This is a genomic window from Pseudomonas sp. C11 (assembly GCF_034683865.1).
In the GTDB taxonomy this organism is placed as follows: domain Bacteria; phylum Pseudomonadota; class Gammaproteobacteria; order Pseudomonadales; family Pseudomonadaceae; genus Aquipseudomonas.
The window spans coordinates 66,412-91,929 of record NZ_JAWIIP010000009.1 but is presented as its reverse complement, the minus strand read 5'-3'; the positions used below and the strand labels follow the sequence as shown (position 1 = coordinate 91,929).

At 63.9% G+C, this 25,518-nt stretch carries 24 protein-coding genes; 14 read left to right on the top strand and 10 right to left on the bottom strand.

What is annotated here, in order from left to right; translation table 11 throughout:
• Positions 1 to 83 precede the first annotated feature (83 nt).
• From argJ to VC352_RS15615, 4 genes are all read left to right on the top strand, one after another.
• A complete protein-coding gene (gene argJ / locus VC352_RS15630) occupies positions 84 to 1,301 on the top strand; it encodes a bifunctional glutamate N-acetyltransferase/amino-acid acetyltransferase ArgJ (RefSeq protein ID WP_322980449.1) in 1,218 nt (405 codons plus the stop codon).
• Between the two features lie 152 nt (positions 1,302 to 1,453).
• Entirely contained in the window at positions 1,454 to 2,086 is a 633-nt protein-coding gene (locus VC352_RS15625) for a glutathione S-transferase family protein (protein WP_322980448.1), read from the top strand.
• Positions 2,083 to 3,033 (top strand): Nudix family hydrolase, encoded by a 951-nt coding sequence (locus tag VC352_RS15620; protein ID WP_322980447.1) that lies wholly within the window; start codon positions 2,083 to 2,085, stop codon positions 3,031 to 3,033. The genes VC352_RS15625 and VC352_RS15620 overlap by 4 nt, the downstream gene beginning before the upstream one ends.
• 170 nt (positions 3,034 to 3,203) lie before the next feature.
• Entirely contained in the window at positions 3,204 to 3,659 is a 456-nt protein-coding gene (locus tag VC352_RS15615; protein WP_322980446.1) for an REP-associated tyrosine transposase, read from the top strand.
• A gap of 169 nt (positions 3,660 to 3,828) precedes the next feature.
• On the opposite strand, the gene VC352_RS15610 is transcribed toward VC352_RS15615, so the two are convergent.
• The 4 genes from VC352_RS15610 to VC352_RS15595 all read right to left on the bottom strand — a co-directional run bounded on the left by VC352_RS15610 (position 3,829) and on the right by VC352_RS15595 (position 8,366).
• On the bottom strand, positions 3,829 to 4,404 hold the full coding sequence (locus VC352_RS15610; RefSeq protein ID WP_322980445.1) for a cob(I)yrinic acid a,c-diamide adenosyltransferase: 576 nt from the start codon (positions 4,402 to 4,404) through the stop codon (positions 3,829 to 3,831).
• A gap of 3 nt (positions 4,405 to 4,407) precedes the next feature.
• Positions 4,408 to 6,429 carry an ATP-binding protein gene (locus VC352_RS15605; protein WP_322980613.1) on the bottom strand — a complete coding sequence of 674 codons (2,022 nt, stop codon included), beginning with the start codon at positions 6,427 to 6,429 and terminating at the stop codon, positions 4,408 to 4,410.
• A gap of 66 nt (positions 6,430 to 6,495) precedes the next feature.
• Positions 6,496 to 7,407, bottom strand: a complete 912-nt coding sequence (locus VC352_RS15600) for a putative 2-dehydropantoate 2-reductase (protein WP_322980444.1) — start codon at positions 7,405 to 7,407, stop codon at positions 6,496 to 6,498.
• The gene (locus VC352_RS15595) at positions 7,404 to 8,366 is read right to left on the bottom strand and encodes a response regulator (RefSeq protein WP_322980443.1); all 963 of its coding nucleotides are present in this window, start codon (positions 8,364 to 8,366) and stop codon (positions 7,404 to 7,406) included. The genes VC352_RS15600 and VC352_RS15595 overlap by 4 nt, the downstream gene beginning before the upstream one ends.
• A 141-nt stretch (positions 8,367 to 8,507) precedes the next feature.
• Here VC352_RS15595 and VC352_RS15590 point away from each other — a divergent pair, with 141 nt between their 5' ends.
• The gene (locus VC352_RS15590; protein ID WP_322980442.1) at positions 8,508 to 8,987 is read left to right on the top strand and encodes a YajQ family cyclic di-GMP-binding protein; all 480 of its coding nucleotides are present in this window, start codon (positions 8,508 to 8,510) and stop codon (positions 8,985 to 8,987) included.
• Positions 8,988 to 9,088: 101 nt separating this feature from the next.
• Positions 9,089 to 9,916, top strand: a complete 828-nt coding sequence (locus VC352_RS15585) for a mechanosensitive ion channel family protein (RefSeq protein WP_322980441.1) — start codon at positions 9,089 to 9,091, stop codon at positions 9,914 to 9,916.
• Between the two features lie 55 nt (positions 9,917 to 9,971).
• On the opposite strand, the gene VC352_RS15580 is transcribed toward VC352_RS15585, so the two are convergent.
• Positions 9,972 to 11,774 carry an AmpG family muropeptide MFS transporter gene (locus tag VC352_RS15580; protein ID WP_322980440.1) on the bottom strand — a complete coding sequence of 601 codons (1,803 nt, stop codon included), beginning with the start codon at positions 11,772 to 11,774 and terminating at the stop codon, positions 9,972 to 9,974.
• Between the two features lie 40 nt (positions 11,775 to 11,814).
• Positions 11,815 to 12,177, bottom strand: a complete 363-nt coding sequence (locus VC352_RS15575) for an MGMT family protein (protein WP_322980439.1) — start codon at positions 12,175 to 12,177, stop codon at positions 11,815 to 11,817.
• A 198-nt stretch (positions 12,178 to 12,375) separates the two neighbouring features.
• Between VC352_RS15575 and VC352_RS15570 the strand changes: the two genes are divergently transcribed.
• A complete protein-coding gene (locus tag VC352_RS15570; protein WP_322980438.1) occupies positions 12,376 to 13,389 on the top strand; it encodes a DUF481 domain-containing protein in 1,014 nt (337 codons plus the stop codon).
• 54 nt (positions 13,390 to 13,443) lie between these two features.
• Here the strand turns inward: VC352_RS15570 and VC352_RS15565 are convergent, their stop codons facing one another.
• Together VC352_RS15565 and upp are read right to left on the bottom strand one after the other, a co-directional pair.
• Positions 13,444 to 14,700, bottom strand: coding sequence for a uracil-xanthine permease family protein (locus VC352_RS15565; protein WP_322980437.1), 1,257 nt, complete (start codon positions 14,698 to 14,700; stop codon positions 13,444 to 13,446).
• A 2-nt stretch (positions 14,701 to 14,702) separates the two neighbouring features.
• Complete coding sequence (gene upp / locus VC352_RS15560) at positions 14,703 to 15,341, bottom strand: uracil phosphoribosyltransferase (protein WP_322980436.1); 639 nt, start codon at positions 15,339 to 15,341, stop codon at positions 14,703 to 14,705.
• A gap of 332 nt (positions 15,342 to 15,673) precedes the next feature.
• Between upp and VC352_RS15555 the strand changes: the two genes are divergently transcribed.
• Positions 15,674 to 16,231 (top strand): hypoxanthine-guanine phosphoribosyltransferase, encoded by a 558-nt coding sequence (locus VC352_RS15555; RefSeq protein ID WP_322980435.1) that lies wholly within the window; start codon positions 15,674 to 15,676, stop codon positions 16,229 to 16,231.
• A 67-nt stretch (positions 16,232 to 16,298) separates the two neighbouring features.
• Here the strand turns inward: VC352_RS15555 and dauA are convergent, their stop codons facing one another.
• Entirely contained in the window at positions 16,299 to 18,026 is a 1,728-nt protein-coding gene (dauA, locus tag VC352_RS15550; protein ID WP_322980434.1) for a C4-dicarboxylic acid transporter DauA, read from the bottom strand.
• Between the two features lie 174 nt (positions 18,027 to 18,200).
• On the opposite strand from dauA, the gene VC352_RS15545 reads away from it, so the two are divergent.
• Complete coding sequence (locus tag VC352_RS15545; protein WP_322980433.1) at positions 18,201 to 18,488, top strand: PA4642 family protein; 288 nt, start codon at positions 18,201 to 18,203, stop codon at positions 18,486 to 18,488.
• A gap of 118 nt (positions 18,489 to 18,606) precedes the next feature.
• On the opposite strand, the gene rpsT is transcribed toward VC352_RS15545, so the two are convergent.
• Positions 18,607 to 18,885 (bottom strand): 30S ribosomal protein S20, encoded by a 279-nt coding sequence (gene rpsT / locus VC352_RS15540; RefSeq protein ID WP_322980612.1) that lies wholly within the window; start codon positions 18,883 to 18,885, stop codon positions 18,607 to 18,609.
• A 189-nt stretch (positions 18,886 to 19,074) separates the two neighbouring features.
• Here rpsT and murJ point away from each other — a divergent pair, with 189 nt between their 5' ends.
• The 5 genes from murJ to VC352_RS15515 all read left to right on the top strand — a co-directional run bounded on the left by murJ (position 19,075) and on the right by VC352_RS15515 (position 25,392).
• Positions 19,075 to 20,616 carry a murein biosynthesis integral membrane protein MurJ gene (gene murJ, locus VC352_RS15535; RefSeq protein ID WP_322980432.1) on the top strand — a complete coding sequence of 514 codons (1,542 nt, stop codon included), beginning with the start codon at positions 19,075 to 19,077 and terminating at the stop codon, positions 20,614 to 20,616.
• A gap of 61 nt (positions 20,617 to 20,677) precedes the next feature.
• Positions 20,678 to 21,628, top strand: coding sequence for a bifunctional riboflavin kinase/FAD synthetase (ribF, locus tag VC352_RS15530; protein ID WP_322980431.1), 951 nt, complete (start codon positions 20,678 to 20,680; stop codon positions 21,626 to 21,628).
• Complete coding sequence (gene ileS, locus VC352_RS15525) at positions 21,625 to 24,459, top strand: isoleucine--tRNA ligase (RefSeq protein WP_322980430.1); 2,835 nt, start codon at positions 21,625 to 21,627, stop codon at positions 24,457 to 24,459. Before ribF ends, ileS begins: the two co-directional genes overlap by 4 nt.
• Positions 24,452 to 24,958 (top strand): signal peptidase II, encoded by a 507-nt coding sequence (lspA, locus tag VC352_RS15520; protein ID WP_322980429.1) that lies wholly within the window; start codon positions 24,452 to 24,454, stop codon positions 24,956 to 24,958. The genes ileS and lspA overlap by 8 nt, the downstream gene beginning before the upstream one ends.
• The gene (locus VC352_RS15515; RefSeq protein ID WP_322980428.1) at positions 24,955 to 25,392 is read left to right on the top strand and encodes a peptidylprolyl isomerase; all 438 of its coding nucleotides are present in this window, start codon (positions 24,955 to 24,957) and stop codon (positions 25,390 to 25,392) included. Before lspA ends, VC352_RS15515 begins: the two co-directional genes overlap by 4 nt.
• The last annotated feature ends 126 nt before the right edge of the window (positions 25,393 to 25,518 follow it).

The following is a 25,518-nucleotide window of genomic DNA, read 5'->3' as shown; positions in this document are numbered from 1 at the left end:
CCGCGACGGCCCTGCCGTTCGCGGCGTTTTACCATCTCTCAGACCGCCTGGCGGTCGGCAACGTCTCACAAGGAGCTCACCTCATGGCTGTTGGTCTTGGCCCGCTGTCTACCCTGCACCCGGTTCCTGGTTTCGAGCTGGGCATCGCCTCGGCCGGTATCAAGCGCCCCGGGCGCAAGGACGTGGTGGTGATGCGTTGCGCCGAAGGCTCGCGCATCGCCGGGGTGACCACCACCAACGCCTTCTGTGCCGCGCCGGTGTTGATCACCCGTGAGCGCCTGGGTGGCGAGGTACGTTACCTGCTGACCAACACCGGCAATGCCAACGCCGGTACCGGCCCTGACGGCCTGGCTCGCGCACGCCGTGCCTGCGCGCGCCTGGCCGAGCTGACCGGCGTTGCCGAAAGCGCCGTGCTGCCGTTCTCCACCGGGGTGATCGGTGAGCCGCTGCCGGTCGAGAAGATCGAGGCCGCGCTGCAGGCTGCGCTGGACGATCTGGATGTCGATCACTGGGCTGAAGCGGCCACCGGCATCATGACCACCGATACGCTGCCCAAGGGCGCCAGCCGTCAGTTCCAGCACGATGGCGTGACCGTCACCGTGACCGGCATCTCCAAGGGGGCCGGGATGATCCGCCCGAACATGGCCACCATGCTCGGCTACATCGCCACCGACGCCAAGGTCGCCCAGGGCGTGCTGCAGGATCTGGTGCGTGACGCGGCGAACAAGTCGTTCAACCGCATCACCATCGACGGTGACACCTCCACCAACGACTGCTGCATGCTGATCGCCACCGGCCAGGCCGCACTGCCGGAAATCGCCGAGGCTTCCGGCGAGCTGTTCGCCAAGCTCAAGCAGGCGGTGTTCGAGGTGTTCATGGACGTGGCGCAGGCCATCGTCCGTGACGGCGAAGGCGCGACCAAGTTCGTCACCGTGCAGGTCAATGGTGGTGGCACGCACCAGGAGTGTCTGGACGTGGCCTACGCTGTGGCCCACTCACCACTGATCAAGACTGCGCTGTTCGCCTCCGACCCCAACTGGGGGCGCATCCTCGCTGCCGTCGGTTATGCCGGCGTGCCGCAACTGGACGTGAGCAAGATCGACGTGTTCCTGGGCGAGGTCTGCATCGCCAGCAAGGGCGCGCGTGCCACCACGTACACCGAAGAGCAGGGCGCCGCCGTGATGGCTCGTGAGGAAATCACCATCCGCATCGAGCTGGGCCGGGGTGATTGCAGCGAGACCATCTGGACCACCGACCTGTCCCACGAATACGTGAAGATCAACGCCGAATACCGCACCTGAGAACACGCAGCGCTAGCTGCGAGCCTCAGACTGCCGTGCCTCGTTGTCATCCATTCCCGCGCCTCATGGCCCCATGACGCGCGGGAATTTGCTATTGAGGCAGCGGGCTTTTAACGTCGAACCATGACTTTCAACCTGACAGGGGCTTGAGAATGGCTTTGCAATTGGTGATTGGCGACAAGAATTATTCCTCCTGGTCGCTGCGTGCGGCGCTCGCCGTCGAGCTGAGCGGCGCCGCCTGTGACGAGGTGCGAGTGCGCCTGTATCAGCCCGACAGCCGTGCTCGCCTGTTGAGTCACTCGCCGACCGGCAAGGTGCCGGTGCTGCTGACCGAGCACGGCCCGGTCTGGGATTCGCTGGCCATCGCCGAGTACCTGGCCGAGCGCTTCCCCGAGGCGCAGCTTTGGCCGCAGGATGTCGCCGCACGCTCGCTGGCACGCAGCCTGTGCGCCGAAATGCACAGTGGCTTCGTTGCCCTGCGCAGCCATCTGCCGATGGATCTGGCGCGCGACCAGGCCCTGGCCGAGATACCCGCAGAAGCCCAGGCCGATATCCAACGCATCTGTGCCCTGTGGGCCGACTGCCGCGCACGCTTTGCCGGGGAGGGCCAGTTCCTTTTCGGCCGGGCCAGCCTGGTCGATGCCTTCTATGCACCGGTTGCCGCACGCCTGCGCAGTTATCGCGTAGCCCTGCCGCAGGTGGCGGCCGACTATGTCGAAAGCATTTATCAGTGGCCGGCGTTCGTGCGCTGGTACGAGGCTGCCTTGCAGGAGGTCAAGCGGTGAAACGCGTTCATGTTGCAGCGGCGGTCATCCGGGGTATGGATGGCCGCATCCTGATTGCCAAGCGCCCACAGGACAAACATCAGGGCGGCTTGTGGGAGTTTCCCGGTGGCAAGGTGGAAGAGGGTGAGGCCGTGAGCGCGGCGCTGGCGCGTGAGCTGGAGGAGGAGTTGGCCATCCGCCCGACGGCGGCGCGCCCGCTGATCCAGATTCGCCATGATTACCCGGACAAACAGGTGCTGCTGGATGTCTGGGAAGTCACGGCCTTCACTGGCGAGCCGCACGGTGCCGAGGGCCAGCCATTGGCCTGGGTCAGCGAGCGGCAGTTGCTCGATTACGAGTTCCCCGCCGCCAATCGCCCGATCATGGCGGCGGCGCGTTTGCCGCAGCGTTACCTGATCACCCCCGACGCCGTGGACAACGCAGAGCTGCTCGGCGGCGTGCGCGCGGCGCTGGCGCAAGGCGTGCGTCTGATTCAGCTGCGTGCGCCGAACATGTTCGATGCGCAGTACCGCGATCTGGCGGTGGACATTCAAGGGCTGTGCGCGGGCAAGGCGCAACTAATGCTCAAGGGGCCGCTGGAGTGGCTGGGCGACTTCCCGGCGGCGGGCTGGCACCTCACGGCCGAACAACTGCGCAAGTACGCCGCCCATGGTCGGCCATTCCCTGAGCAGCGGTGGCTGGCGGCGTCCTGTCACAGCGCCGAGGAGCTGGCGCTGGCGATGCAGATGGGCGTGGATTTCGTCACCCTGTCTCCGGTGCAGGCCACCGCCACTCATCCCGAGGCGCAGCCGCTGGGCTGGGAGGCGGCGAGCGAGCTGCTCCTGCAATGCAACCTGCCCGTCTATCTGTTGGGCGGCGTCGGCCCGGACGATATCGAGCGCGCCTGGCAGATCGGCGCTCAGGGCGTGGCCGGCATCCGTGCATTCTGGCCGGCCAACGGCTCATAGCTGCGAGCTCTTCTGAATGCTGTACGGGAAAGATTCGCGAGTATGTACGCGTGAGATGCCATATTCCTGTATGAGCTAGCTCTGCTCGCGAATCTTGTGGAAAAAGCTTCGCGAGCAGAGCTCGCTCCTACCGTATATACCTGAGGTATCGGACAGGCTGGAGGCACGGAATGCCCCGTTACCATGCATCTGATCTGCGAAGCGGACGTTTTTCCGAGTCCGGCCGGATCTATTCGGTTACAGCCGTTACTCACTGTAGGCAACCCTGGTTTCACGATTTTTTCGTGGGCCGTCTGCTGGCCGACGAGCTACGTTTAGCCGAGGAGCAAGACCTGGCCACCTCGTTGTGCTGGGTCGTTATGCCGGATCATTTTCACTGGTTGCTTCAGCTAGGACAGTGCGATTTGGGAGGGCTGTTGCAGCGGGTAAAGTCGCGTAGTGCCAAGGCAGTCAACCAGCGCCTGCAACGCAGTGGCAGGGTCTGGCAATCCGGGTACCACGACAGGGCGTTACGTCGTGAGGGTGATGTACGTGATATTGCTCGGTATATCGTCGCCAATCCGTTGCGTGCCGGCTTGGTCAAGCAGCTCGGCAATTATCCCTTGTGGGACGCCGTATTTCTGTAGGAGCGGGCTATAGGGCGGACGCAGGAGTCTGAGCGAACCGTCCGCCATGGCGCGTGAGGCACCGTATCGTTGTAGGAGCGAGCTCTGCTCGCGAATGCTGTGTGGGTGAGGTTCGCGAGCAGAGCTCGCTCCTACAGCACATTAGATTTCAAGCAGTTCCAGCGTCGGGCTACGGCTTGTCCGCAGCCTTCCACAGCACCTCGCCGATGCCCTGGCGCTTGGCGATCAGGCGTGCGGCGACGAACAGCAGGTCGGATAGGCGATTGACGTAGGCCAGGCCTACCGCACGCAACGGTTCGACGGCATTGAGGTGCTGGCAGCGACGCTCGGCGCTGCGTGCAAAGCTGCGGCAGACGTGCGCCTGGGCGATCGATTTCGAGCCGCCGGGCAGAATGAAGTTCTTCAGTGGGCCGACTTCCTCGTTCCAGCGGTCGATCACCTCTTCAAGGCGCTCCACTTCCTGTTTCTGCAAGGCCTGGTACTCAGGCATCGCCAGTTCGCCACCGAGGTCGAACAGGCGGTGCTGGCAGGGGCCGAGTACCTCGATCACTTCCTGCAAGCCCGCGCACTGTGTTGCTACGGCTTCCAGCTCGGCCAGCAACAGGCCCAGTTGACTGTTGAGGGTGTCCAGTTCGCCGATGGCTTCGATGCGTGGGTGATCCTTGCCCACTCGGCGGCCGTCGGCCAGGCCGGTTTCGCCCTTGTCGCCGGTGCGTGTGTAGATCTTGGTCAGACGGTTACCCATGGTTCAGAGTCCTGCGTGGCTGTCGGGCGTGGTGGTCAGTGGCAGGCGCAGGGTGAAGCAGGTGCCCTGGCCCGCGCGGGAATGCACTTCCATCTGGCCCTTGTGGTTGTTGGTGATGATGAAATACGACACGGCCAGCCCCAGACCGGTGCCCTGGCCGACTTCCTTGGTGGTGAAGAAGGGCTCGAAGATGCGCTTGCGCACGGTCTCGCTCATGCCGGTGCCATTGTCCTCGACCTGGATTTCCGCCCAGTGGCCGGCCTGGCGCGTGCGCAGGGTGATGCGCCCGGGCTCGCTGCGCTGTTCGTGCTGGTGGATGGCCTGGGCAGCGTTCTTCAGCAGGTTGAGCAGCACCTGCTCCAGCTCGTTGGCGGTCGCGGGCACCGGGCCGAGGTTGGGGTCGAAGTCGCGGACGATCTCCAGGGTCTTGAAGTCGAAACTGTCGGCCAGATCGAAGTCGTTGCCGGCGATCTCCAGGGCCTGGTCGATCAAGGCCGGCAGGTCGCAGGGCACCAGCTCGCGATTGCTGCGGCGGCTGAAGCTGAGCATGTGGCTGACGATCTTGGCGGCGCGCTGACCGGCCTGCTGGATGCCATTGAGCAATTTGGGAATCTCCCGGGCCTGCAGGTACTGATCGATGGCCTGCAGGTCGACGCCGGCCTGCTCGGCCTGCTCCAGGTTTTTCTCCAGTTCCGGTGACAGGCGCCGGCGAATGTTCTGCACGTTATGCAGGATGGCGCCGAGGGGGTTGTTGATCTCGTGCGCCATGCCGGCGGCCAGGCCGCCGACCGAGAGCATCTTTTCCGACTGCACCATCATCTCTTCCAGGGACAGGCGCTGGGTGATGTCGTCGATCCGGATCACTACGCCGCGCCCGGCTCCGCCCATCAGGGGGTAGAAGGTCAGGGCGTAGTGGCGTGGTTCGTCATCCTTGGGCCAGGTGACGCGCTCGATCTTCTCGACCCGCAGCAGCTCGGCCGTGCGCTTGAGCTGTGGCAGGAAGGGCTTGAGCGAGGGGACGGCAAGGAACACCGGCTGGTTCAGGGCCTCGTCCATGGGCGTGCCGGAAAGGGCGCTGGCCTCCTGGTTCCACTGGGTGACGTAGAGCTGCTCATCGAGTGCGATGAGCGCCGAGGGCATGGAGTCGATGATGCTGTTGAGGTAGTTCTGAAAGCCGGTGAGCTTCTTCTCGATCTTGCTGCGCACCTGCACTTCCAGCTCCAGCTTGCGATTGGAGTGGCGGGTTTCCTCGGCCAGGCTCTGTGCCTGGTCGAAGGCTTGCTGGGCGTCGTCGCGGGCGCGCTTGAGTTGTTGTTCACGCGCTTCCATGCGCATCAGCATGGTATTGAAGGCGTCGGCCAGGCTGCCGATTTCGTCCTGATTGCCGCGGTTGGCGCGCAGCGCATAGTTCTCTTCACGGGTGACCTGGCGCGACAGCTCCTCCAGGCGCCGGATCGGCTTGGTGACCAGGCGGCGGATCTGCCGTGCGACCAACAGCCATAGCACCACGCTGAGCGCGAGGATCGCCAGGCTGGCGGTCAGGGTGCCGGTGTAGAAGGCACCGGGCAGCTCGCTGGAGGCGACCAGCAGCAGCGCGCCAGGGCGGCCGCTGGGGTGCGGCAGTTCGACCAGCAGGTTGGTGCGAAAGGCCGTTTCCCGCCAGCTTTCCAGCTCACCGAGGCGTTGCGGCAGCTTCAGCCGTTCGCCGCGTTGCAGTTGCGCCAGGCTTTCGCCATTGCTGTCGTAGATCACCGCGGCGCGCAGCGGTGCGTATTCGTCCAGGCGGCGCAGCACGGCCTGTGCCGAGTTTTCCGAATGCAATGCCTCGGCGCTCAGCGCCGGGCTTGCGATCAGCCGGCCGAGGGTGTGCAGCGCCTGTGGCGCCATGCTTTGCTGGGTGATCCAGTAGGCAGCGGTGATGAAGGCCAGATTGGCGACCAGCAGGACGGCACTGAGCAGTACCAGCAGGGCCGCGAGCAATTTGCGGCCGACGGGCAGATTTTCGAGACGCTGGCGCAGAGTCATGGGCACGGGGCGTATGTCGGGCGAAGGGGCAGGTTAGCGCGCCCGCGTCGTCATTGCCATGCCGCGCTAGTCGAGGGGCAGGCCGCGTGCGGCCAGATGCGCGAGCAGACGGCGCTGCACGTCACTGAGGTGCGGCAGCGACAGGCCAAGGTCGTTGGCGGCGGCACAGGCATAGCCCAGCAGGTAGCGAATTTCGGTGCGGCGGCCCTGGCTGACGTCCTGGTACATCGAGGAGTAATTGGCTGCGGTGGCGTCGATCACGCGCAGCACGTCTTCGTGCAGGTGCTCGGCGGCGGCCGCCTGGCCACAGGCCTGTAGCAGCGTGGTGAGCTCGGCGCAGAGGCTGGCGACTTCGCCGGGGTAATCGCGCAGCCCGCCGTTGCGGCAGTCATGCAGCACGGTCAGCGGATTGATCGCGCAGTTGAGCGCCAATTTGCGCCAGAGCTTGTCGAGGATCTCCGCGCTCCATTGGTGGGGAATGCCGGCTGCCTGTAGGTCGGCCAGCCATTGCGGGGCGGTCGGTCGCAGCGGATCACCCAGCCAGGTGTGCCCGGCTCCGGCGAAGACCACCTGGAAGTCGGCCTGGCGAAAGGCACCCTCGGTGCTCGAGGCATAAACGCAGCGCCTGCCCTGCAAGTGCCGGGCGACGGCGTCCTGGCTGCCGAGGCCGTTCTGCAGCAGTACCACGGTCGCATCCTGAGCGAGGCGCGGTGCCAGGCGTTTGGCTGCATCGAGTGCGTCATAGGCCTTGCTGGCCAGGAGCAGACGCTGGATTGGAGCATCGTTGTCGAGGGTTTCAGCTGCGATGGCGTAGCGCTGTGGTGCACCCTGTTCGATCAGCGTCAGACCGCCGGCTCGCGTGTAGTCGGCCAGGCGTTCATCGCTGCGCAGGATCAGCCGCACCGGCAGGCCGGCACGAGCCAGGCGGGCCGCCCAGAGCGTGCCCAGGCTGCCAGCGCCGAGGACATGCCAGGTCATGGTTGCGGCAGGCGCAGTGCGGTCACGCGCCCGCTGGCATACGCCTCGGGTAACACACGTTCGGCATGCTGCAGCACCTGTTCGACCTCGATGGGCAGGGCTTTGGCGTCCAGCCCGACCAGGCTGATGCCGGCCTTGAGGCTGATGAAGCCTTCGCTGGTCTTGAACGCCTTGAGGTTGAGGCCGTCATGCAGGCGCTTGAAGCTGCTCGGCGAGCACTCGTGCAGATCCTCGAGCAGGGTGATCAGGCCGAAGTGGTGGTCGTCCAGGCGCGTCAGCACGTCGAGCGGGCGCACCAACTGCTGCAGGCGGCGGGCGATACCGTGTATCAGCTCGTTGTAGAAGCGTTCGCCATGCTTGCTGCGCAGTTCGTTGGCTTCCTGCAGGCCGATCAGCAGGTAGCACAGGGCGCCGCCGCGCGATTCCACCTGGCGTAGGCTGTCAGCCATCTTCTGGCGCAGGTAGCGCGGGTTGCCCAGGCCGGTGAGCGGGTCGACCAGGTTGCGTCGTTCCAGGCTGGCGATGCTCTGGGTGAGCATGCGGTTTTCCTGCAGCAGGCGCTGCAGGGTGTTGCACAGACGGTCGGCTGCGTACACGCGCGGCACCAGCTGCTCGTTCATCGCCGCCTTGCTGATGAAGTCGTCGACGCCGCGGTCGAAGGCTTCGCCCAGCACGTTTTCGCCTTCCTTGCCGGTGAGCAGCATGATGTAGGTGTAGTGATCGGCCATCTCGTCGAGCTGGCGTACCCGGGAGGTCAGCTCCAGGCCGTCGATCTCGGGCATCAGCCAATCGGCCAGGAGTACGCTGGCTGGGCGTTGTTCGAGTTGCGCCAGCGCCTCCACGGCGCTGCTGGCGAAACGCACGTCCTGATAGCCCGCCTGAGTCAGGGCGCGGCCGATCATGGCGCTGGAAAACTTGGCGTCGTCCACCACCAGGATGCTGAGATGGGGGTTGGGCATGGGACAGGCTCGCGGGCAGGCAGGAAGAAGGGGGCCAAACGGCAGATAACAGTCTGGGTATAATGAGCCCGCTAAAGTTATCGTCAAGTCAGGCGCGTTCACTCCGTGAAGAGGATCGCGCCGTCCATCAGGAGCTCTCTCATGCCTTCGTTCGACGTGGTGTCGGAACTGGACAAACACGAACTGACCAATGCGGTCGACAACGCTATCAAGGAACTCGACCGCCGTTTCGATCTGCGCGGCAAGTGCAGCATCGAAAGCAAGGACAAGGCGCTGACCTTGACCGCTGAAGCCGAATTCATGCTCGAGCAGATGCTCGATATCGTCCGTAGCAGCTTGATCAAGCGCAAGATCGACTGCCAGTGCATGGAAACCAAGGATCCCTACGCGTCGGGCAAGGTGATGAAGCAGGAGGTCACCTTCCGCGAGGGCATCGACAAGGAGCTGGCGAAGAAGATCGTCGCTCATATCAAGGATGCCAAGCTGAAAGTGCAGGCCGCCATTCAGGGCGAGCAGGTGCGCGTCACCGGCAAGAAGCGTGACGACCTGCAGGAAGCGATTGCACTGCTGCGCGGCCATGAATTCGGCATGCCGCTGCAGTACAACAACTTCCGTGATTGAACCTTTGCGACGCCCGGGCGTCGCAACAAGGTTGATAGCACTTTGACCGCCATGGCCTGCCATGGCGGTTTCGTTTCATGTACGGGAAACAGGAGCAACCCATGGAGATGAACGTCGACGAACTGGTCAAGCTGTCCGAGGCCTGGCTGCCCGTGGTGCTGGAGTACAGCGGCAAGCTGACGCTGGCGCTGATCACCCTGGCGATCGGCTGGTGGCTGATTGGCAAGCTGACCAACAGCATCGGTCGCCTGCTGGAGGTGCGCAAGGTCGACCGCGTCCTGAGCAGTTTCATCGGCAGCCTGGTGAGCATCATCCTGCGCATCCTGCTGCTGATCAGCGTGGCCTCGATGATCGGCGTGGAAACCACCTCCTTCATCGCCATGATCGGTGCCGCCGGTTTGGCCATTGGCCTAGCGTTGCAGGGCAGCCTGGCGAACTTCGCTGGTGGCGTGTTGATCATGCTGTTCCGCCCGTTCCGCGCTGGTGACTGGATCGAGGCGCAGGGTGTGTCCGGCAGCGTCGACAGCATCCAGATCTTCCACACCACGCTGAAGACGGCTGACAACAAGGTGGTGATCGTGCCCAACGGCGCGCTCTCCAATGGCCACATCACCAACTATTCGCGTGAATCCACGCGGCGTGCCGAGATCGTCGTGGGGATCGATTATTCCAGTGACATCAAGCGTGCCCGTGAAGTGCTGCTGGATATCGCCAACGACCCGCGCGTGCACCGCGATCCGGCGCCGGTGGTGTTCGTCACCGGGCTGGGTGATAGCGCGGTCAATCTGTCGATGCGGGTGTGGGTCAATACTGGCGATTTCTGGCCGGTGACCTTCGAGTTCATCGAGCTGGCCAAGGAGCGCCTGACTGCTGCCGGGATCGGCATTCCCTTCCCGCAGCGTGTGGTGCACATGGCCAAGGCCGACTGAGCGCTGCCCTGATACGCAAGAGCCCCGGCATGTCCGGGGCTCTTTGCATCTGGCCTCAGGCCTTTTCCACTGCGGCGGGTTCGCTGCTCTCGGTCACGCTGGGGGCGTGCAGGTCGCGTCGCCATTGCAGGGCGATCAGCAGCAGGGTGGGCACGCCCATCAGTGCGGTGGCGAGGAAGAAGTGAGCGTAGCCGAGGTGTTCCACCATCACGCCCGAATAACCACCGATCAGTCTGGGTAGCAGCAGCATGATCGAGCTGAGCAGGGCGTACTGGGTGGCAGAGAACTTCAGGTTGGTCAGGCTCGACAGGTAGGCGACGAAGGCCGAGGTGGCCAGGCCGGCGCTGAAATTGTCGCAACTGATGGTCACCACCAGCATGGGCACGTGCGCGCCCATGCCCACCAGGGCCATGAACATCAGGTTGGTCGCCGCCGATGACAGGGCGCCGACGAAGAGGATCGGCATGATGCCGAAGCGCACGATCAACAGCCCCCCGGCGCCGGCACCGAGCAGGGTCATCACCAGGCCGAAGACCTTGCTGACGCTGGCGATCTGCTCCTTGGTGAAGCCCTGGTCGATGTAGAAGACGTTGGCCATAACCCCCATCACCGTATCCGACAGGCGATAGGTGGCGATCAGGGTCAGCAGCAGCAATGCCTGCCAGCGGTAGCGCAGGATGAAGTCGTTGACCGGCGTCAGCACCGGCGCCATACCGCCCCAGAACAGGCTGGAGATCGACAGGCCGGTGAGCAGGGTATAGAGCAGGGCGCGCAGGAAGGCGCGGTCGGCATACAGCAATTCCTGCAGGCTGATCTGGCCCTGGAATACCAGGCCCAGGTCGCTTTCGTAGAACTGCGTGAGCATCGCCGGTACCGAGATCAGCAGGATGATCAGCAGCAACACGGAGAGTAACTGATGGAAGAAGCCATATTTGGCTGCCGCCGTTTTCAGTACCGGAGCCAGGCCGCCCCAGAACAATCCCGAGGCGCACACGCAGGCCAGTGTGCTGTAGAGCATGGCACGCAGGAAGGCGCGGTCGTTGTACAGCAGCTCCTGGGCGCTGACGTCGCCCATCAGCATCGGCACCAGATCGCTCTGGTAGAACTGGATGAACATGGTCGGCACGGAAATCACCAGCACGATCACAGCGAGCAGCGACAGCAACTGGTGGAAGAAACCATGCTTGGGCGGTGTGGCATGCAGATGCGGCGGCGCCGGTGGCTCACGCATCCAGATCGAGGTGAGTAACCCCGGCAGCATGAGCAGGGCGAACACCAGGTAGGTGCCGGCCCAGGCGCTGAACTGGTAGTCCTTGGCCGTGGAGCCGAAACCCTCGGCGAAGTACAGCGCGCCGGCGGTGGCCAGCAGCGCGGCAACCCGATAACCGGTCATGTAGGCCGCTGCCAGGGCCGCCTGGTGGGTATCGCCGAGAATCTCCAGGCGGTAGGCGTCGATGGCGATGTCCTGGGTGGCGGAGGCGAATGCCACCAGCACAGCCAGTGCAATCAGCCAGGACAACTGCGTTTGCGGATCGAAGTTGGCCATGCCGACCAGACCGACGGCCACCAGGCCTTGCGATAGCACCAGCCAGGAGCGGCGCCGGCCCAGCTTGCCGAGCAGCGGCAGGCGCCATTGGTCGAGCATCGGCGCCCATACCCATTTGAAGGCATAGGCCAGGCCGATCAGGCTGGCGAAGCCGATGGTCTCGCGGGCCACGCCTGCTTCACGCAGCCAGACCGAGAGGGTGGAGAACACCAGCATGTAGGGCAGGCCGGCAGCGAACCCCAGCAGCAGAAGCGCCAGCGTGGCGGGATTGGCGTAGGTGGCGAGGGCTTCTCGCCAGGATTTGCGTGGCATCGGCTTCGAATCTGGGGGCTGCGGGTTGATTGCGCGCACTCTAACTGCTGTGCTCCATCGGGCGCCAGCCGTGACGACGCATATCCACACGTTCGTTCAGGATGCTAACGCCCTCGGCACGCAGGCGTGCGCGCTGCTCGGCACCGGACGCAGTGCCCGCCGGCAGGCTGATGCGCCCGCCGGCGGCAATCACCCGGTGCCAGGGCAGGCGGCTGCCCTCGGGCAACTGGCTGAGTGTGCGCCCGACCCAGCGTGCTGCGCGGCCAAGGCCGGCCAGGCTGGCCAGTTCGCCATAGCTGATCACCTTGCCGGGCGGGATCTGTGCCAGTGCCAGATAAAGCGCTTCGCGGCGGTTATCGACGGGGACGGCGGCCACGTCCTGGGGCTCTGTCTTTCTATCCATGGGGGCTCTCATTGCAGCGCCAAGCTCCATCATGCGTGATCGCCAGGATCATACCCCGGCGTGCTCAAGGCTGTTGGACAGCACCATCGGGCGGAAAGTGCTGAACTCTGCTGCATCACGTCGGTCAGCTCTTGCTCTGCTGCCGAGCATCCGCATAATGCCCGGTTTTTTGCCCACTCGAGCTGATTATCCACGCTTATGTCGCGCCCAACTTCGTTGTCCCTGCTCAGCCTGAGCATCGTTTTGTTCAGCGCCCCCGTACTTGCCGATACCGTCTGGTTGAAGAACGGTGATCGTCTGACTGGCACCATTCGCGTCTTCGACGGCAGCAAGCTGCTGCTGCAGACCGACTATGGAGGCTCGATCCCGCTGGACTGGAAAAAAGTCGCCACGCTGGAAAGTGACCATGAGTTGCTGGTCAAGATGGGCCCGGTCGATGGCGAACGCGCCAAGTCGCTGCTGGCCGCCGAGCCAGGCAAGGTCACCCTTGCCAACGGCGGTGCGCCGAAGACGGTGGAGTTGGCGCAGATCGAGCAGATCATGAAGCCCAAGCCGCTGATCGAAGACTTCGTCTGGAAGGGCAATATCGACCTGGCCATGGACTACAAGCGTGCCGAGCGTGACACCGATGACTACGACGTGGACATCGACACCAAGGCACGGCATGGCCAATGGCGGCACAACGCCCAGTTCGAGTACAACCGCGAGCTGAAGGACGACGTGGTCAGCACCGACAACTGGTCGACCGAGTACGCACTCGACCGCTTCCTCACCGAGAAGCTGTTCTGGCAGGGGCGTCTCGAATACAAGCGTGATCGAATCGAGGAGCTGGAGCGCCAGCGCACGGTCGGTACCGGTCCGGGTTACCAGTTCTGGGATGACGAACTGGGCGCATTCTCCGTCGCGACGCTGGCCAACCGCAGCGACTACAGCTTCAGCAACGGTGAGCGCAATCGCTTCTACGAGCTCAGCGTGAAGTGGGATTACAACCGGTATCTGGTGGGCAAGACGGTGGAGCTGTTCAGCTCCGGCGAAGTGGGCCGGCCGCTGAGCGGCGCGGCCGATTTCAGCCTGGATGCCGAGGTCGGCCTGCGCTACAAGGTCACCGATTGGGCCTCGCTTAACATGAAGGCCGAGAAGGACATGGTCAGCGGCGCCGAAGGCGATCTGGATGAAACCCGCTACACCCTTGGCTTCGGTGTCGGCTGGTAAGTTCAGGCTGGCAGTAAAGAAAAAAGCCCGGAATCGCTTCCGGGCTTTTTCGTTTCAGTGCTCTTTCAGGTTCTTGTTGCGCCAGCCTTCGCCGCCAGGCAGCAGCAGGTTGAGCGCCAGTGCGGCGATGGCGCACAGGGAGATACCCGACAGGGCGAATTCCTTGCCGCCGATCACCATGCCACCGATGCCGAACACCAGGGTGATCGAGACGATCACTAGGTTGCGCGCCTCGGACAGATCCACCTGATGACGGATCAGGGTGTTGAGCCCGACCACGGCGATGGAGCCGAACAGCAGGCAGAGAATGCCGCCCATTACCGGCACCGGAATGGCCTGCAGCGCCGCACCGAACTTGCCGATGAAGGCCAGGGAGATGGCGAAGATCGCCGCCCAGGTCATCACCTTGGGGTTGAAGCTCTTGGTCAGCATCACCGCGCCGGTGACTTCGGCGTAGGTGGTGTTGGGCGGGCCGCCGAACAGGCCGGCTGCCGAGGTGGCCAGACCGTCACCGAGCAGGGTGCGGTGCAGGCCGGGCTTGCGCACGAAGTTCTTGCCGGTCACGGTGCCGACCGCGATCACCCCGCCGATGTGTTCGATGGCCGGTGCCAGGGCGACCGGCACCATATAGAGGATGGCGCCGAGGTGGAACTCGGGCAGCATGAAGTTAGGCATGGCCAGCCAGGGCGCTGCGGCGATGCTGCGGGTATCGATTACCCCGAAGAAGACCGAGAGCAGGCAGCCGACGGCGATACCGGAGAGGATCGGCACCAGACGGAACAGGCCGCGCCCCATCACCGCCACGAGAACGGTGGTGGCCAGAGCTGGCATGGAGATGAACATGGCGGTCTGGTAGGGCACTAGTTGCGCCGCGCCGTCGCCGGTCTTGCCCATGGCCATGTGCACCGCGACCGGCGACAGGGCCAGGCCGATGGAAATTACCACCGGGCCGATCACCACCGGCGGCAGGATGCGATCGATGAAGCCTGGCCCCTTCAGTTTCACGGCCAGGCCCAGGAGCATGTAAACAAAGCCGGCGGCTACTACGCCACCGAGCACCGCCGGCATGCCGAACTCACCCTTGGCGGCGATGATCGGCGCGATGAAGGCGAAGCTCGAGGCCAGGAACACCGGCACCTGGCGGCCAGTCGCCAACTGGAACAGCAAGGTGCCGATGCCAGCGGTGAACAGCGCCACGTTGGGATCCATGCCGGTGATCAGCGGCATCAGCACCAGCGCGCCGAAGGCGACGAAGAGCATCTGCGCGCCAGAGAGGATCTGCTTGGGCAGCGGATCGTTGTACTCGTTCATGCTCAGGCGTCCTTCTGCTTGGTGCCGAAGATCTTGTCGCCGGCATCGCCAAGCCCGGGGATGATGTAGCCGTGTTCGTTGAGGCACTGATCGATGGACGCGGTGTAGATGATCACGTCCGGGTGGGCGTCGTTCACCGCCTTGATGCCTTCGGGCGCGGCGACCAGCACCATGGCGCGGATCTCCTTGCAGCCTGCCTTCTTCAGCAGGTCGATGGTGGCGACCATGGAACCGCCGGTGGCCAGCATTGGGTCGATGATCAGCGCCAGGCGCGAGTCGATCTCGGGCGCCAGTTTTTCCAGGTAGGTATGCGCCTGCAGGGTTTCCTCGTTGCGTGCCACGCCGACCGCGCTCACCTTGGCGCCGGGGATCAGGCTGAGCACGCCATCGAGCATGCCGATACCGGCGCGCAGGATCGGCACCACGGTGATCTTCTTGCCGGCGATCTTCTCGACCTGCACCGGGCCGGCCCAGCCCTGGATCTCGTAGTGCTCCAGCGGCAGGTCGTTGGTGGCCTCGTAGGTCAGCAGGGCGCCCACTTCCTGAGCCAGCTCACGGAAGTTCTTGGTGCTGATATCGGCACGGCGCATCAGGCCGATTTTGTGACGGATCAGCGGGTGGCGGATCTCGCGGATGGGCATGGGGTGGTCTCTCCGGCTGGCTGAACGTCCGCCCGCACCCCTGCGACGACTCGGCTCTGATGTGAGCGACTGCGCGTCGCGGTCACAGCGGAACCTGAGCCATACCATTGGCACGGGCGGATTGTGAAAAAATCGCGTTAGATTAAAGCATTGCTCGTGCCAAGTGGTGAGCGATCATGCGCTTGCGCGCTAAATCCTGGGCGCGAAGCTACGCTTGTCCGTCCGGGCTTGTACGAGGCTGCGCGGGTCTGTACCTTTGCCCGTTTTTATCTGACGGCTCGATCAGCTTTTACCTGCTTGCGCCGCCACCACCAGCCTGAGAGAGAAACGTCATGTCTGCCGATCTCGTGCATATCCGCCAAGTCATGGCGGAAGCCGATTGCCTGTTCACCGAAGCCCAGGTCGAGGCTGCCATCGATCAGGTGGCCGCCCGCATCAATGCCGAACTGGCCGAGCGCAACCCGGTGGTGTTCTGCGTGATGAACGGTGGGCTGATCTTCTCCGGCAAGCTGCTGACCAAGCTGGCCTTCCCGCTGGAGGCTTCGTATCTGCATGCCACGCGCTACCGCAACGAAACCAGCGGTGGCGAGCTGTTCTGGAAAGCCAAGCCGGAAGTCTCCTTCATCGACCGCGACGTGCTGATCATCGATGACATCCTCGATGAGGGGCATACCCTGGGCGCGATCATCGACTTCTGTCACCACGCCGGGGCGCGTGCCGTGCACACGGCCGTGTTGATCGACAAGGAGCACGACCGCAAGGCGCGCCCGGAACTGAAAGCCGACTACGTGGGCCTCAGTTGCATCGACCGTTACATCTTCGGTTATGGCATGGATTACAAGGGCTACTGGCGCAACGCGGCTGGCATCTTCGCGGTCAAGGGGCTGTAACGCTCTCTTCAGTTGTAGGAGCGAGCTCTGCTCGCGAATCTCATGCGCCTGCCGTTAGGCAGGCGCACTAAACCTGCGGACTCTCTTCCAGCCAGCGCAGCGCTTTTTCCCGCGCTTGCGGCAAATCACGTACATACGCCAGTTGCCCGGCCCGCCGGTGAATGCCGGCGCGGCGCAGCTGTAGTCGCACCTGTGCGCTGGGGCCGCTGAGGATCAGTGCGATGCCTTGCTGGCGGTAGTCACGCAGCACGTTGTCCAGCGCGGCGATGGCGGTCATGTCCAGCAGCGGCACGGCGCTGATGTCGACGATCACCACACGCACGCCTGTGCTGAAGCGGCGCAGCACGCTCAGCGCCTTTTCCGCCGCGCCGAAGAACAGCGGGCCACGAATGGTATAGGCCAGCACTGCTTCCGGTAGCTCGCGCAGGGCCTGGCGTTGCTGGCGATCCAGCGCGGCGGTGTCGGTCAGCTCGCTCATGCGCTTGATGAACAGGCCGGCTGCCAGCAGCAGACCCACGGCGACGGCCAGCACCATGTCGAACACGACCGTCAGCACCAGGCAGGTGAGCAGTACCAACACGTCGCCGCGTGGCGCGATGCGCAGGGTATGCAGCACGTGCTTGGGTTCGCTCATGTTCCACGCCACCATCAATAGCAGCGCCGCCAGGGCGGCCATTGGCAGGTAGCTGAACAGCGGCGCGAGCAGCAGGATGGCGGCGAGTACCACGCCAGCATGGACGATCGCAGCCAGCGGCGAGAACGCGCCGGCGCGTACGTTGGCGGCGGTGCGGGCAATGGCGGCAGTGGCGGTGATGCCACCGAACAGCGGGGCGAGCAGGTTGCCCAGGCCCTGGCCGATCAGTTCGGCGTTCGGATCGTGCTTGCTGCCGGTCATGCCATCCGCCACCACGGCACACAGCAGCGATTCGATGGCGCCGAGCATGGCGATGGCGAAAGCCGGGGCGAGCAACTGGCGGATCAGCTCGAATGACAGATGCAAGGGCTGGCCATCGGCACCGGGCAGATTCCAGGGCAGTGCCAGGGTCGGCAGGAATGGCGGAATGCCGGGATGCTCGATGCCATCGAGGTTATAGCTGAAGCGCTCGCCGAGGGTCGCCACATGCAAGCCGAAATGTTCCAGCGCCAACGCCAGCAGGGCGCCGAGCGTCAGGGCAATCAGGTGGGCCGGTACCCGCGGTACCAGTCGTGGCCATACCAGCAGGGTTGTCAGCGTGCACAGTGCCACCAGGCTGTCGCCGAGGCTCAGGCTGGGTAGGCCGCGCACCAGCAGCACCAGTGTCTCGGTCAGGTGTTGTGCGCTGCCGGGCAGGGTCAGCCCGAGCAAATCCTTGATCTGCAGGACGGCGATGACGACGCCGATACCGGCGGTGAAACCCAGCGTGACGGGGTAGGGCACGAATTCGATCAGGCGTCCGGCGCGCAGCAGGCCCAGGCTGATTAGAATGAGGCCGGCCATCAAGGTGCACAGCAACAGGCCGCCGAGGCCGTATTGCTGGGTGATCGGCAGCAGGATCACGACGAATGCTGCGGTGGGGCCGGAAATATTGAAGCGCGAGCCGCCGAACAGGGCGATCAGCGGCGCGGCGATCAATACCGTGTACAGGCCATGCTGCGGGGCGGCGCCGACGGCAATGGCCAGGGCCATGGCCAGCGGAATGGCGATGATGCCGACCGTCAGTCCGGCGCTCAGGTCGCCGCGCAGAGCTTTCCAGGAATAACCGGCGCGCAGGGTCTGGCGCCAGGCGGCAAACAATGGCAATGACAGGCGTGACATGGCGGCTCCCGGTCGGCTGGCTGCCATTATAGGGGCGCCGTTGGTGCGCGTGGTATTGATCTGGGTCGGCTGTGGTGGTTGCAGCACGCCGTGTCAGCGTTGGCGGCTGCGCGTTGAGCGTGGCCGGTGGCGGCGTTACACTTGCGCCCCTTTCTACAGATGGCGGAGTGGGCGATGCGTAAAGACAAGAAGCAGGTGATCGGCGAAGAGATCAGCGACGACTCGATCAAGCTGTTCCTCGGCGTGGAGCCGGCCGATGCCACGCCACCGTCCCTGCACAAGCTGATCAAGGCCTATCGCGGCCTGCGCATCGACGACTTCGAGCGCTTCGTTGGTTTCTTCGTCGAGGCTGGTTACGACCTTTCGGCGTGCGATGCTCAAGGTCATGACTTCATTGCCCTGATTCAGGATCAGCGCAATGCCGAGCCGTACGTCGAGGTGATCAAGGCCGCGCGCGGCTGACACTTGACGGCTGTATCGATGCCCGCGTATCGCAAGAGCGCGGGCATTTTTCTGTGCGCAAATTGCGGGCAATAAAAAACCGGCCCTGAGGCCGGTTTTTCAAGAACCTGCGCGCGGCTTAGGCGGCAGCAGCTTCGCCCAGCGCTTTGATGTGCGCGTTCAGGCGGCTCTTGTGACGAGCGGCTTTGTTCTTGTGGATGATGCCTTTGTCAGCCATGCGGTCGATGACCGGAACGGCAGCGGTGTAGGCAGTCTTGGCAAGCTCGTGGTCTTTGGCAGCGATGGCCTTGACGACGTTCTTGATGTAAGTACGAACCATCGAGCGCAGGCTGGCGTTATGGCTACGGCGCTTCTCAGCCTGTTTGGCGCGTTTTTTGGCAGAAGGTGAGTTGGCCACCGTCAAGCTCCTCGAAAACTGGGGGGTTTACACAAATTAAGGCCGCGAATCATGCCGACATGACTATCGGCTGTCAAGTCCGCGGGCACTTTTCGCCGCTGGCCTGACCAGCGGTGGCTCGATACACTCGACGCTTTTGCGAGCGGGGGATTGTCCACGTTTGCGACCGTCCGGAATAGCCCAACCTTCATGAATTTGCTCAAATCCCTGGCCGCCGTCAGCTCCCTGACCATGCTTTCACGCGTGCTGGGGTTCGTGCGCGACACCATCATCGCTCGTACCTTCGGCGCTGGCGTGGCGTCTGATGCCTTCGTGGTCGCCTTCAAGTTGCCCAACCTGCTGCGCCGTATCTTTGCCGAGGGGGCGTTTTCCCAGGCCTTCGTGCCGATCCTGGCCGAATACAAGATGCAGCAGGGCGAGGAGGCGGCGCGTACCTTCGTCGCCTATGTCAGCGGTTTGCTGACCCTGGTGCTGGCGCTGGTCACCGCCCTCGGCGTGCTGGCTGCACCCTGGATTGTCTGGGCCACGGCGCCTGGGTTTGCCGATGATGCCGAGCGCTTCGATCTCACCGCCGACCTGTTGCGGGTGACCTTTCCTTATATATTGCTGATCTCGCTATCCTCGCTGGCTGGGGCGATCCTCAATACCTGGAATCGCTTCTCCGTGCCGGCCTTCGTGCCGACATTGCTCAACGTCAGCATGATCATCTTCGCGCTGTTCCTTGCGCCTTATTTCGACCCGCCCATCATGGCGCTGGGCTGGGCGGTGCTGGTCGGTGGCCTGGCCCAGCTGCTCTGGCAACTGCCGCACCTCAAGCGCATTGGCATGCTCGTGCTGCCGCGCCTGAACCTGCGCAATAGCGGCGTATGGCGGGTGCTCAAGCAGATGGGGCCGGCGATCTTCGGCGTTTCGGTGAGCCAGATTTCGCTGATCATCAACACCATCTTCGCCTCCTTCCTGGTCGCCGGTTCGGTGTCCTGGATGTACTACGCCGACCGCCTGATGGAGCTGCCTTCCGGCGTGCTCGGCGTGGCCCTCGGGACCATCCTGTTGCCGGCGCTGTCGAAGACCTACGCCAGCCAGAATCGTGACGAATACTGCCGTCTGCTCGACTGGGGGCTGCGTCTGTGTTTTTTGCTGGTGCTGCCCTGCACCCTGGCGCTGGCGATCCTGGCCGAGCCTTTGGTGGTATCGCTGTTCCAGTACGGCAAGTTCGGCGCCGAAGATGCGCTGATGACCCAGCGGGCGTTGGTGGCCTACGCGGTCGGCCTGTTGGCACTGATCCTGATCAAGATCCTCGCGCCGGGGTTCTACGCTCAGCAGAACATCAAGACGCCTGTGCGCATCGCCATCGTCAGCCTGTTGGCGACTCAGGCGATGAACGCCTGGTTCGTCTTCGGTCTGAAGCTGGCGCATGTCGGGCTGGCTCTGTCGATCAGCCTGGCGGCCTGCCTCAATGCCGGCCTGCTGTACTGGCAACTGCGCCGCGCTGATATCTTCCGGCCGTTGCCGGGGTGGGGGCTGTTCCTGGCGAAGCTGGTGGTCGCGGTGGCGGTGATGGTCGCGGCGCTGTTGGGCATGCTCCACTTCATGCCGGCCTGGGGCGAGGGTGAGATGCTGGTGCGTCTGCTCCGCCTCGGCGCTTTGGTGGCGGTTGGCCTGGCCGCTTATTTCGGCATGCTCCTGCTGCTGGGTTTCCGCCCGCGCGACTTTGCCCGCAAGGCGCTGTGATGCCTGTTGTGCGCGGCGCGCTGTGCGTATAATCGGCCACTTTGTGAACAAGAAGCCTGTTATGCAGCTGGTTCGAGGTCTTCATAACCTGCAGCCGCCCGAAGGGGGCTGCGTGGTCACCATCGGTAATTTCGACGGCGTTCACCGTGGGCACCAGGCCATCCTGGCGCGCCTGCGCGAGCGTGCCGCGGAGTTGTCCGTGCCCAGCTGCGTGGTGATCTTCGAGCCGCAGCCGCGCGAGTTCTTCGGCCCGGATACCGCGCCGGCACGTCTGACCCGGCTACGCGACAAGCTCGCCTTGTTGGCGGCAGAAGGCGTTGATCTGGTGCTGTGTCTGGCCTTCAATCGCCGCCTGCGCGAGTTGTCTGCGGCCGAGTTCGTCCAGCGTGTGCTGGTCGATGGGCTGCGGGTGAAGGATCTGGAAATCGGCGACGATTTTCGCTTCGGCTGCGACCGCGCCGGCGATTTCGAATTTCTCCAGGCGGCTGGCCAGCGCCATGGCTTCAGCGTCGAGGCCTCGACCACCATCGAGGTGCTCGGTGGCCGTGTCAGCAGCACCCGGGTGCGCGAGGCACTGACCGCTGGCGATTTCGAGCTGGCCGAAGCCCTGTTGGGCCGGCCGTTTCGCATCGCCGGGCGCGTGCTGCATGGGCAGAAGCTGGGTCGTCAGCTCAATGCGCCCACTGCCAACATTCAGCTCAAGCGGCGCAAGGTGCCGCTGACCGGGGTTTATCTGGTGAGCTGCGTAATCGATGGCGTGATTCAACCAGGCGTCGCCAATATCGGCGTGCGCCCCAGCGTTGCCGGTGACGGCAGCGCCCATCTGGAAGTGCACCTTCTGGATTTTGCCGGCGACCTCTATGGCCGGCGTCTCTCGGTGGCTTTCCACCACAAGCTGCGTGATGAGCAGCGTTTCGCCTCGCTGGAGGCCTTGAAGGCGGCGATTGCCGCCGATATCGCCGCTGCCCGTGAATATTGGCAGAGCCACCCGCTGATGAAGAGCCCGAAATGACCGACTACAAAGCCACGCTGAACCTGCCCGATACCCAGTTCCCGATGAAGGCCGGCCTGCCGCAACGCGAGCCGCAGACCCTGCAGCGCTGGAACGAGATTGGCCTGTATAGCAAGCTGCGCAAGATTGGCGAAGGTCGGCCGAAGTTCGTCCTGCACGACGGTCCGCCCTATGCCAACGGCAGCATTCACATCGGTCATGCGCTGAACAAGATTCTCAAGGACATCATCACCCGCTCCAAGACCATGGCCGGCTTCGACGCGCCGTACGTACCGGGCTGGGACTGCCATGGCCTGCCGATCGAGCACAAGGTCGAGACCACCTTCGGCAAGAACCAGCCGGCGGATCTGACTCGTGAGCGCTGCCGTACCTATGCCGCCGAACAGGTGGAGGAGCAGAAGGCCAACTTCATCCGCCTCGGTGTGCTGGGCGACTGGGAAAATCCCTACCTGACCATGAACTTCGCCAACGAGGCCGGTGAGATCCGCGCGCTGGCGGAAATGGTCAAGAACGGTTTCGTGTTCAAGGGCCTCAAGCCGGTCAACTTCTGCTTCGACTGTGGCTCGGCGCTGGCCGAGGCCGAGGTCGAGTACCAGGACAAGAAATCCGAAGCCATCGACGTCGCCTTCCCGGTCGCGGACGCCGACAAGCTGGCCGCCGCCTTCGGCCTGGCCAGCCTGAGCAAACCGACGGCCATCGTCATCTGGACCACCACCCCCTGGACCATCCCGGCCAACCAGGCGCTGAACGTGCATCCCGAGTTCACCTATGCGCTGGTAGATGTGGGTGATCGCCTGCTGCTGCTGGCCGAGGAAATGGTCGAAAGCTGCATGAAGCGCTACGACCTGCAGGGCCAGGTGGTCGCCACCGCGCCGGGCGCGGCGCTGGAGCTGATCAACTTCCGTCACCCGTTCTATGACCGCCTGTCGCCGCTGTACCTGGCCGACTACGTCGAGCTGGGCGCTGGCACCGGCATCGTTCACTCCGCGCCGGCCTATGGTGAAGACGACTTCCATAGCTGCAAGCGCTACGGCATGAGCAACGACGAGATCCTCAACCCGGTGCAGAGCAACGGTGTGTACGTCGACTCGCTGCCGTTCTTCGGCGGCCAGTTCATCTGGAAAGCCAACTCGGCCATCGTCGCCAAGCTCGAAGAGGTCGGCGCGCTGCTCAAGCACGAGACCATCAACCACAGCTACATGCACTGCTGGCGCCACAAGACGCCGCTGATCTACCGCGCTACTGCGCAGTGGTTCGTCGGCATGGACAGCCAGCCGAAGGAAGGCGGCACCCTGCGTGAGCGCTCCCTGGCGGCCATCGAGGAGACCAAGTTCGTCCCGGCCTGGGGCCAGGCGCGTCTGCACAGCATGATCGCCGGCCGTCCGGACTGGTGCATCTCGCGTCAGCGCAACTGGGGCGTGCCGATCCCGTTCTTTACCCACAAGGAGAGCGGCGAGCTGCACCCGCGTACCGTCGAGCTGATGGAAGAAGTCGCCAAGCGCGTCGAGCAGGAGGGCATCGAGGCCTGGTTCAAGCTCGACGCCGCCGAGCTGCTGGGCGCCGAGGCCGATCAGTACGACAAGAGCCGCGACACCCTGGACGTGTGGTTCGACTCCGGCACCACCCACTGGCATGTGCTGCGTGGCTCCCACGCCGAGCTGGCGCATGCTCAAGGCCCGGTTGCCGACCTCTACCTGGAAGGCTCCGACCAGCACCGCGGCTGGTTCCATTCCTCGCTGCTGACCGGTTGCGCCATCGACGGTCATGCGCCGTACAAGGAACTGCTGACGCACGGTTTCACCGTCGACGAGCAGGGCCGCAAGCAGTCCAAATCCCTCGGCAACGTGGTCGCGCCGCAAAAGGTGATCGACAGCATGGGCGCCGACATCCTGCGCCTGTGGGTGGCCTCGACCGATTATTCCGGCGAGATGGCCGTCTCCGACCAGATCCTGCAGCGCAGCGCCGATGCCTACCGCCGCATCCGCAACACCGCGCGCTTCATGCTGGCCAACCTCAATGGTTTCGACCCGGCCAAGGATCTGCTGCAGCCCGAGCAGATGCTCGATCTCGATCGCTGGGCGGTGGATGCCACCGCGCGCCTGCAGGACGAGCTGACCGAGGCCTACAGCGAATACCGCTTCTGGAACGTCTACTCCAAGGTGCACAACTTCTGCGTGCAGGAGCTGGGCGGCTTCTACCTGGACATCATCAAGGATCGTCAGTACACCACGGCGGCCGACAGCGTGGCGCGTCGCTCCTGCCAGAGCGCGTTGTTCCACATCTGCGAGGCGCTGGTGCGCTGGGTGGCGCCGATCCTGGCGTTCACCGCCGAGGAAATCTGGCAGTTCCTGCCGGGTGAGCGCGCCGAGTCGGTGATGCTGGCCACCTGGTACGAGAACCTGGCGCGTCTGCCGCAAGGCTTCGAGCTGGACAACGCCTATTGGGAGCGCGTCATGGCGGTCAAGGGCGCGGTCAACAAGGAGCTGGAAGCCATGCGTGCAAGCAAGGCCATCGGCGCCAGCCTGCAGGCGGAAGTCACCCTGTTCAGTGATGACACCTTGAGCGGCGATCTGGCCAAGCTCGGCGACGAGCTGCGCTTCGCGCTGATCACCTCGGCCGCTGCCACCGCGCCGTTGGCGGATGCGCCGGCCGATGCCGTCGTCACCGAGGTGCCGGGGCTGAAGCTGAAGATCGTCAAGTCCGTCCACGCCAAGTGTGGCCGTTGCTGGCACCTGCGCGCCGACGTCGGTAGCCACGCCGAGCATCCGGAACTCTGCAGTCGTTGCGTGAGCAACATCGAAGGCGAAGGTGAGGTGCGCAAGCATGCCTGACGCCCGTTTCGGCAAACTGCCCTGGCTGCTGCTCAGCGTGCTGATTCTGATCGGCGACCGGCTGACCAAGGATTTCTTCGAAGGCAGCCTGAGCATGTACCAGCAGATCGTGGTCATTCCGGACTACTTCAGCTGGACGCTGGCCTACAACACCGGTGCGGCGTTCAGCTTCCTGGCAGACGCTGCCGGCTGGCAGCGCTGGTTCTTCGCCGGTATCGCCGTCGTCGTCAGCGCCGTGCTGGTGGTTTGGCTCAAGCGCCTCAAGCGCAACGAGACCTTGCTGGCTTTGGCGCTGACCATGGTGCTGGGCGGCGCGCTGGGTAACCTGTATGACCGCGTGGTGCTGGGCCACGTGGTCGACTTCATCCTGGTGCACTGGCAGAACCGCTGGTACTTCCCAGCGTTCAACCTGGCCGACACCTTCATCACCATCGGTGCCATTCTGCTGGCACTGGATATGTTCAAGAGCGACAAGTCGGCGAAGGAGGCTACGCAATGACAGATGTACGCATTGGCCCGGATCGGGAAGTGACCCTGCACTTCGCCCTCAAGCTGGAAAGCGGCGACGTGGTCGACAGCACCTTCGATAAGCAGCCGGCGACCTTCAAGGTCGGCGACGGCAACCTGCTGCCGGGTTTCGAGCAAGCGTTGTATGGTTTCAAGGCGGGTGACAAGCGCAGCGTGCAGGTGCAGCCGGAGCAGGGCTTCGGCCAGCCCAACCCGCAGAACGTGCAGATCATGCCGCGTAGCCAGTTCGAGGACATGGAGCTTTCCGAGGGGCTGCTGGTGATCTTCAACGATGCCGCCAACACCGAGTTGCCGGGCGTGGTCAAAGCCTTCGACGACAAGCAGGTGACCATCGACTTCAATCACCCGTTGGCCGGTAAGGTGCTGCAGTTCGACGTGGAAATCATCGAGGTCAAAGCGCTCTAAGTCAGTAGTGCTGACCCTGTAGGAGCGGCTTTAGCCGCGAGCTCTTCTTGCAGCCTGCACTGATCCCGCGCAGGCTGTATCTTTCGGGATCGACTCAGCATGTCTTTGCGATCCCCGATCAATACC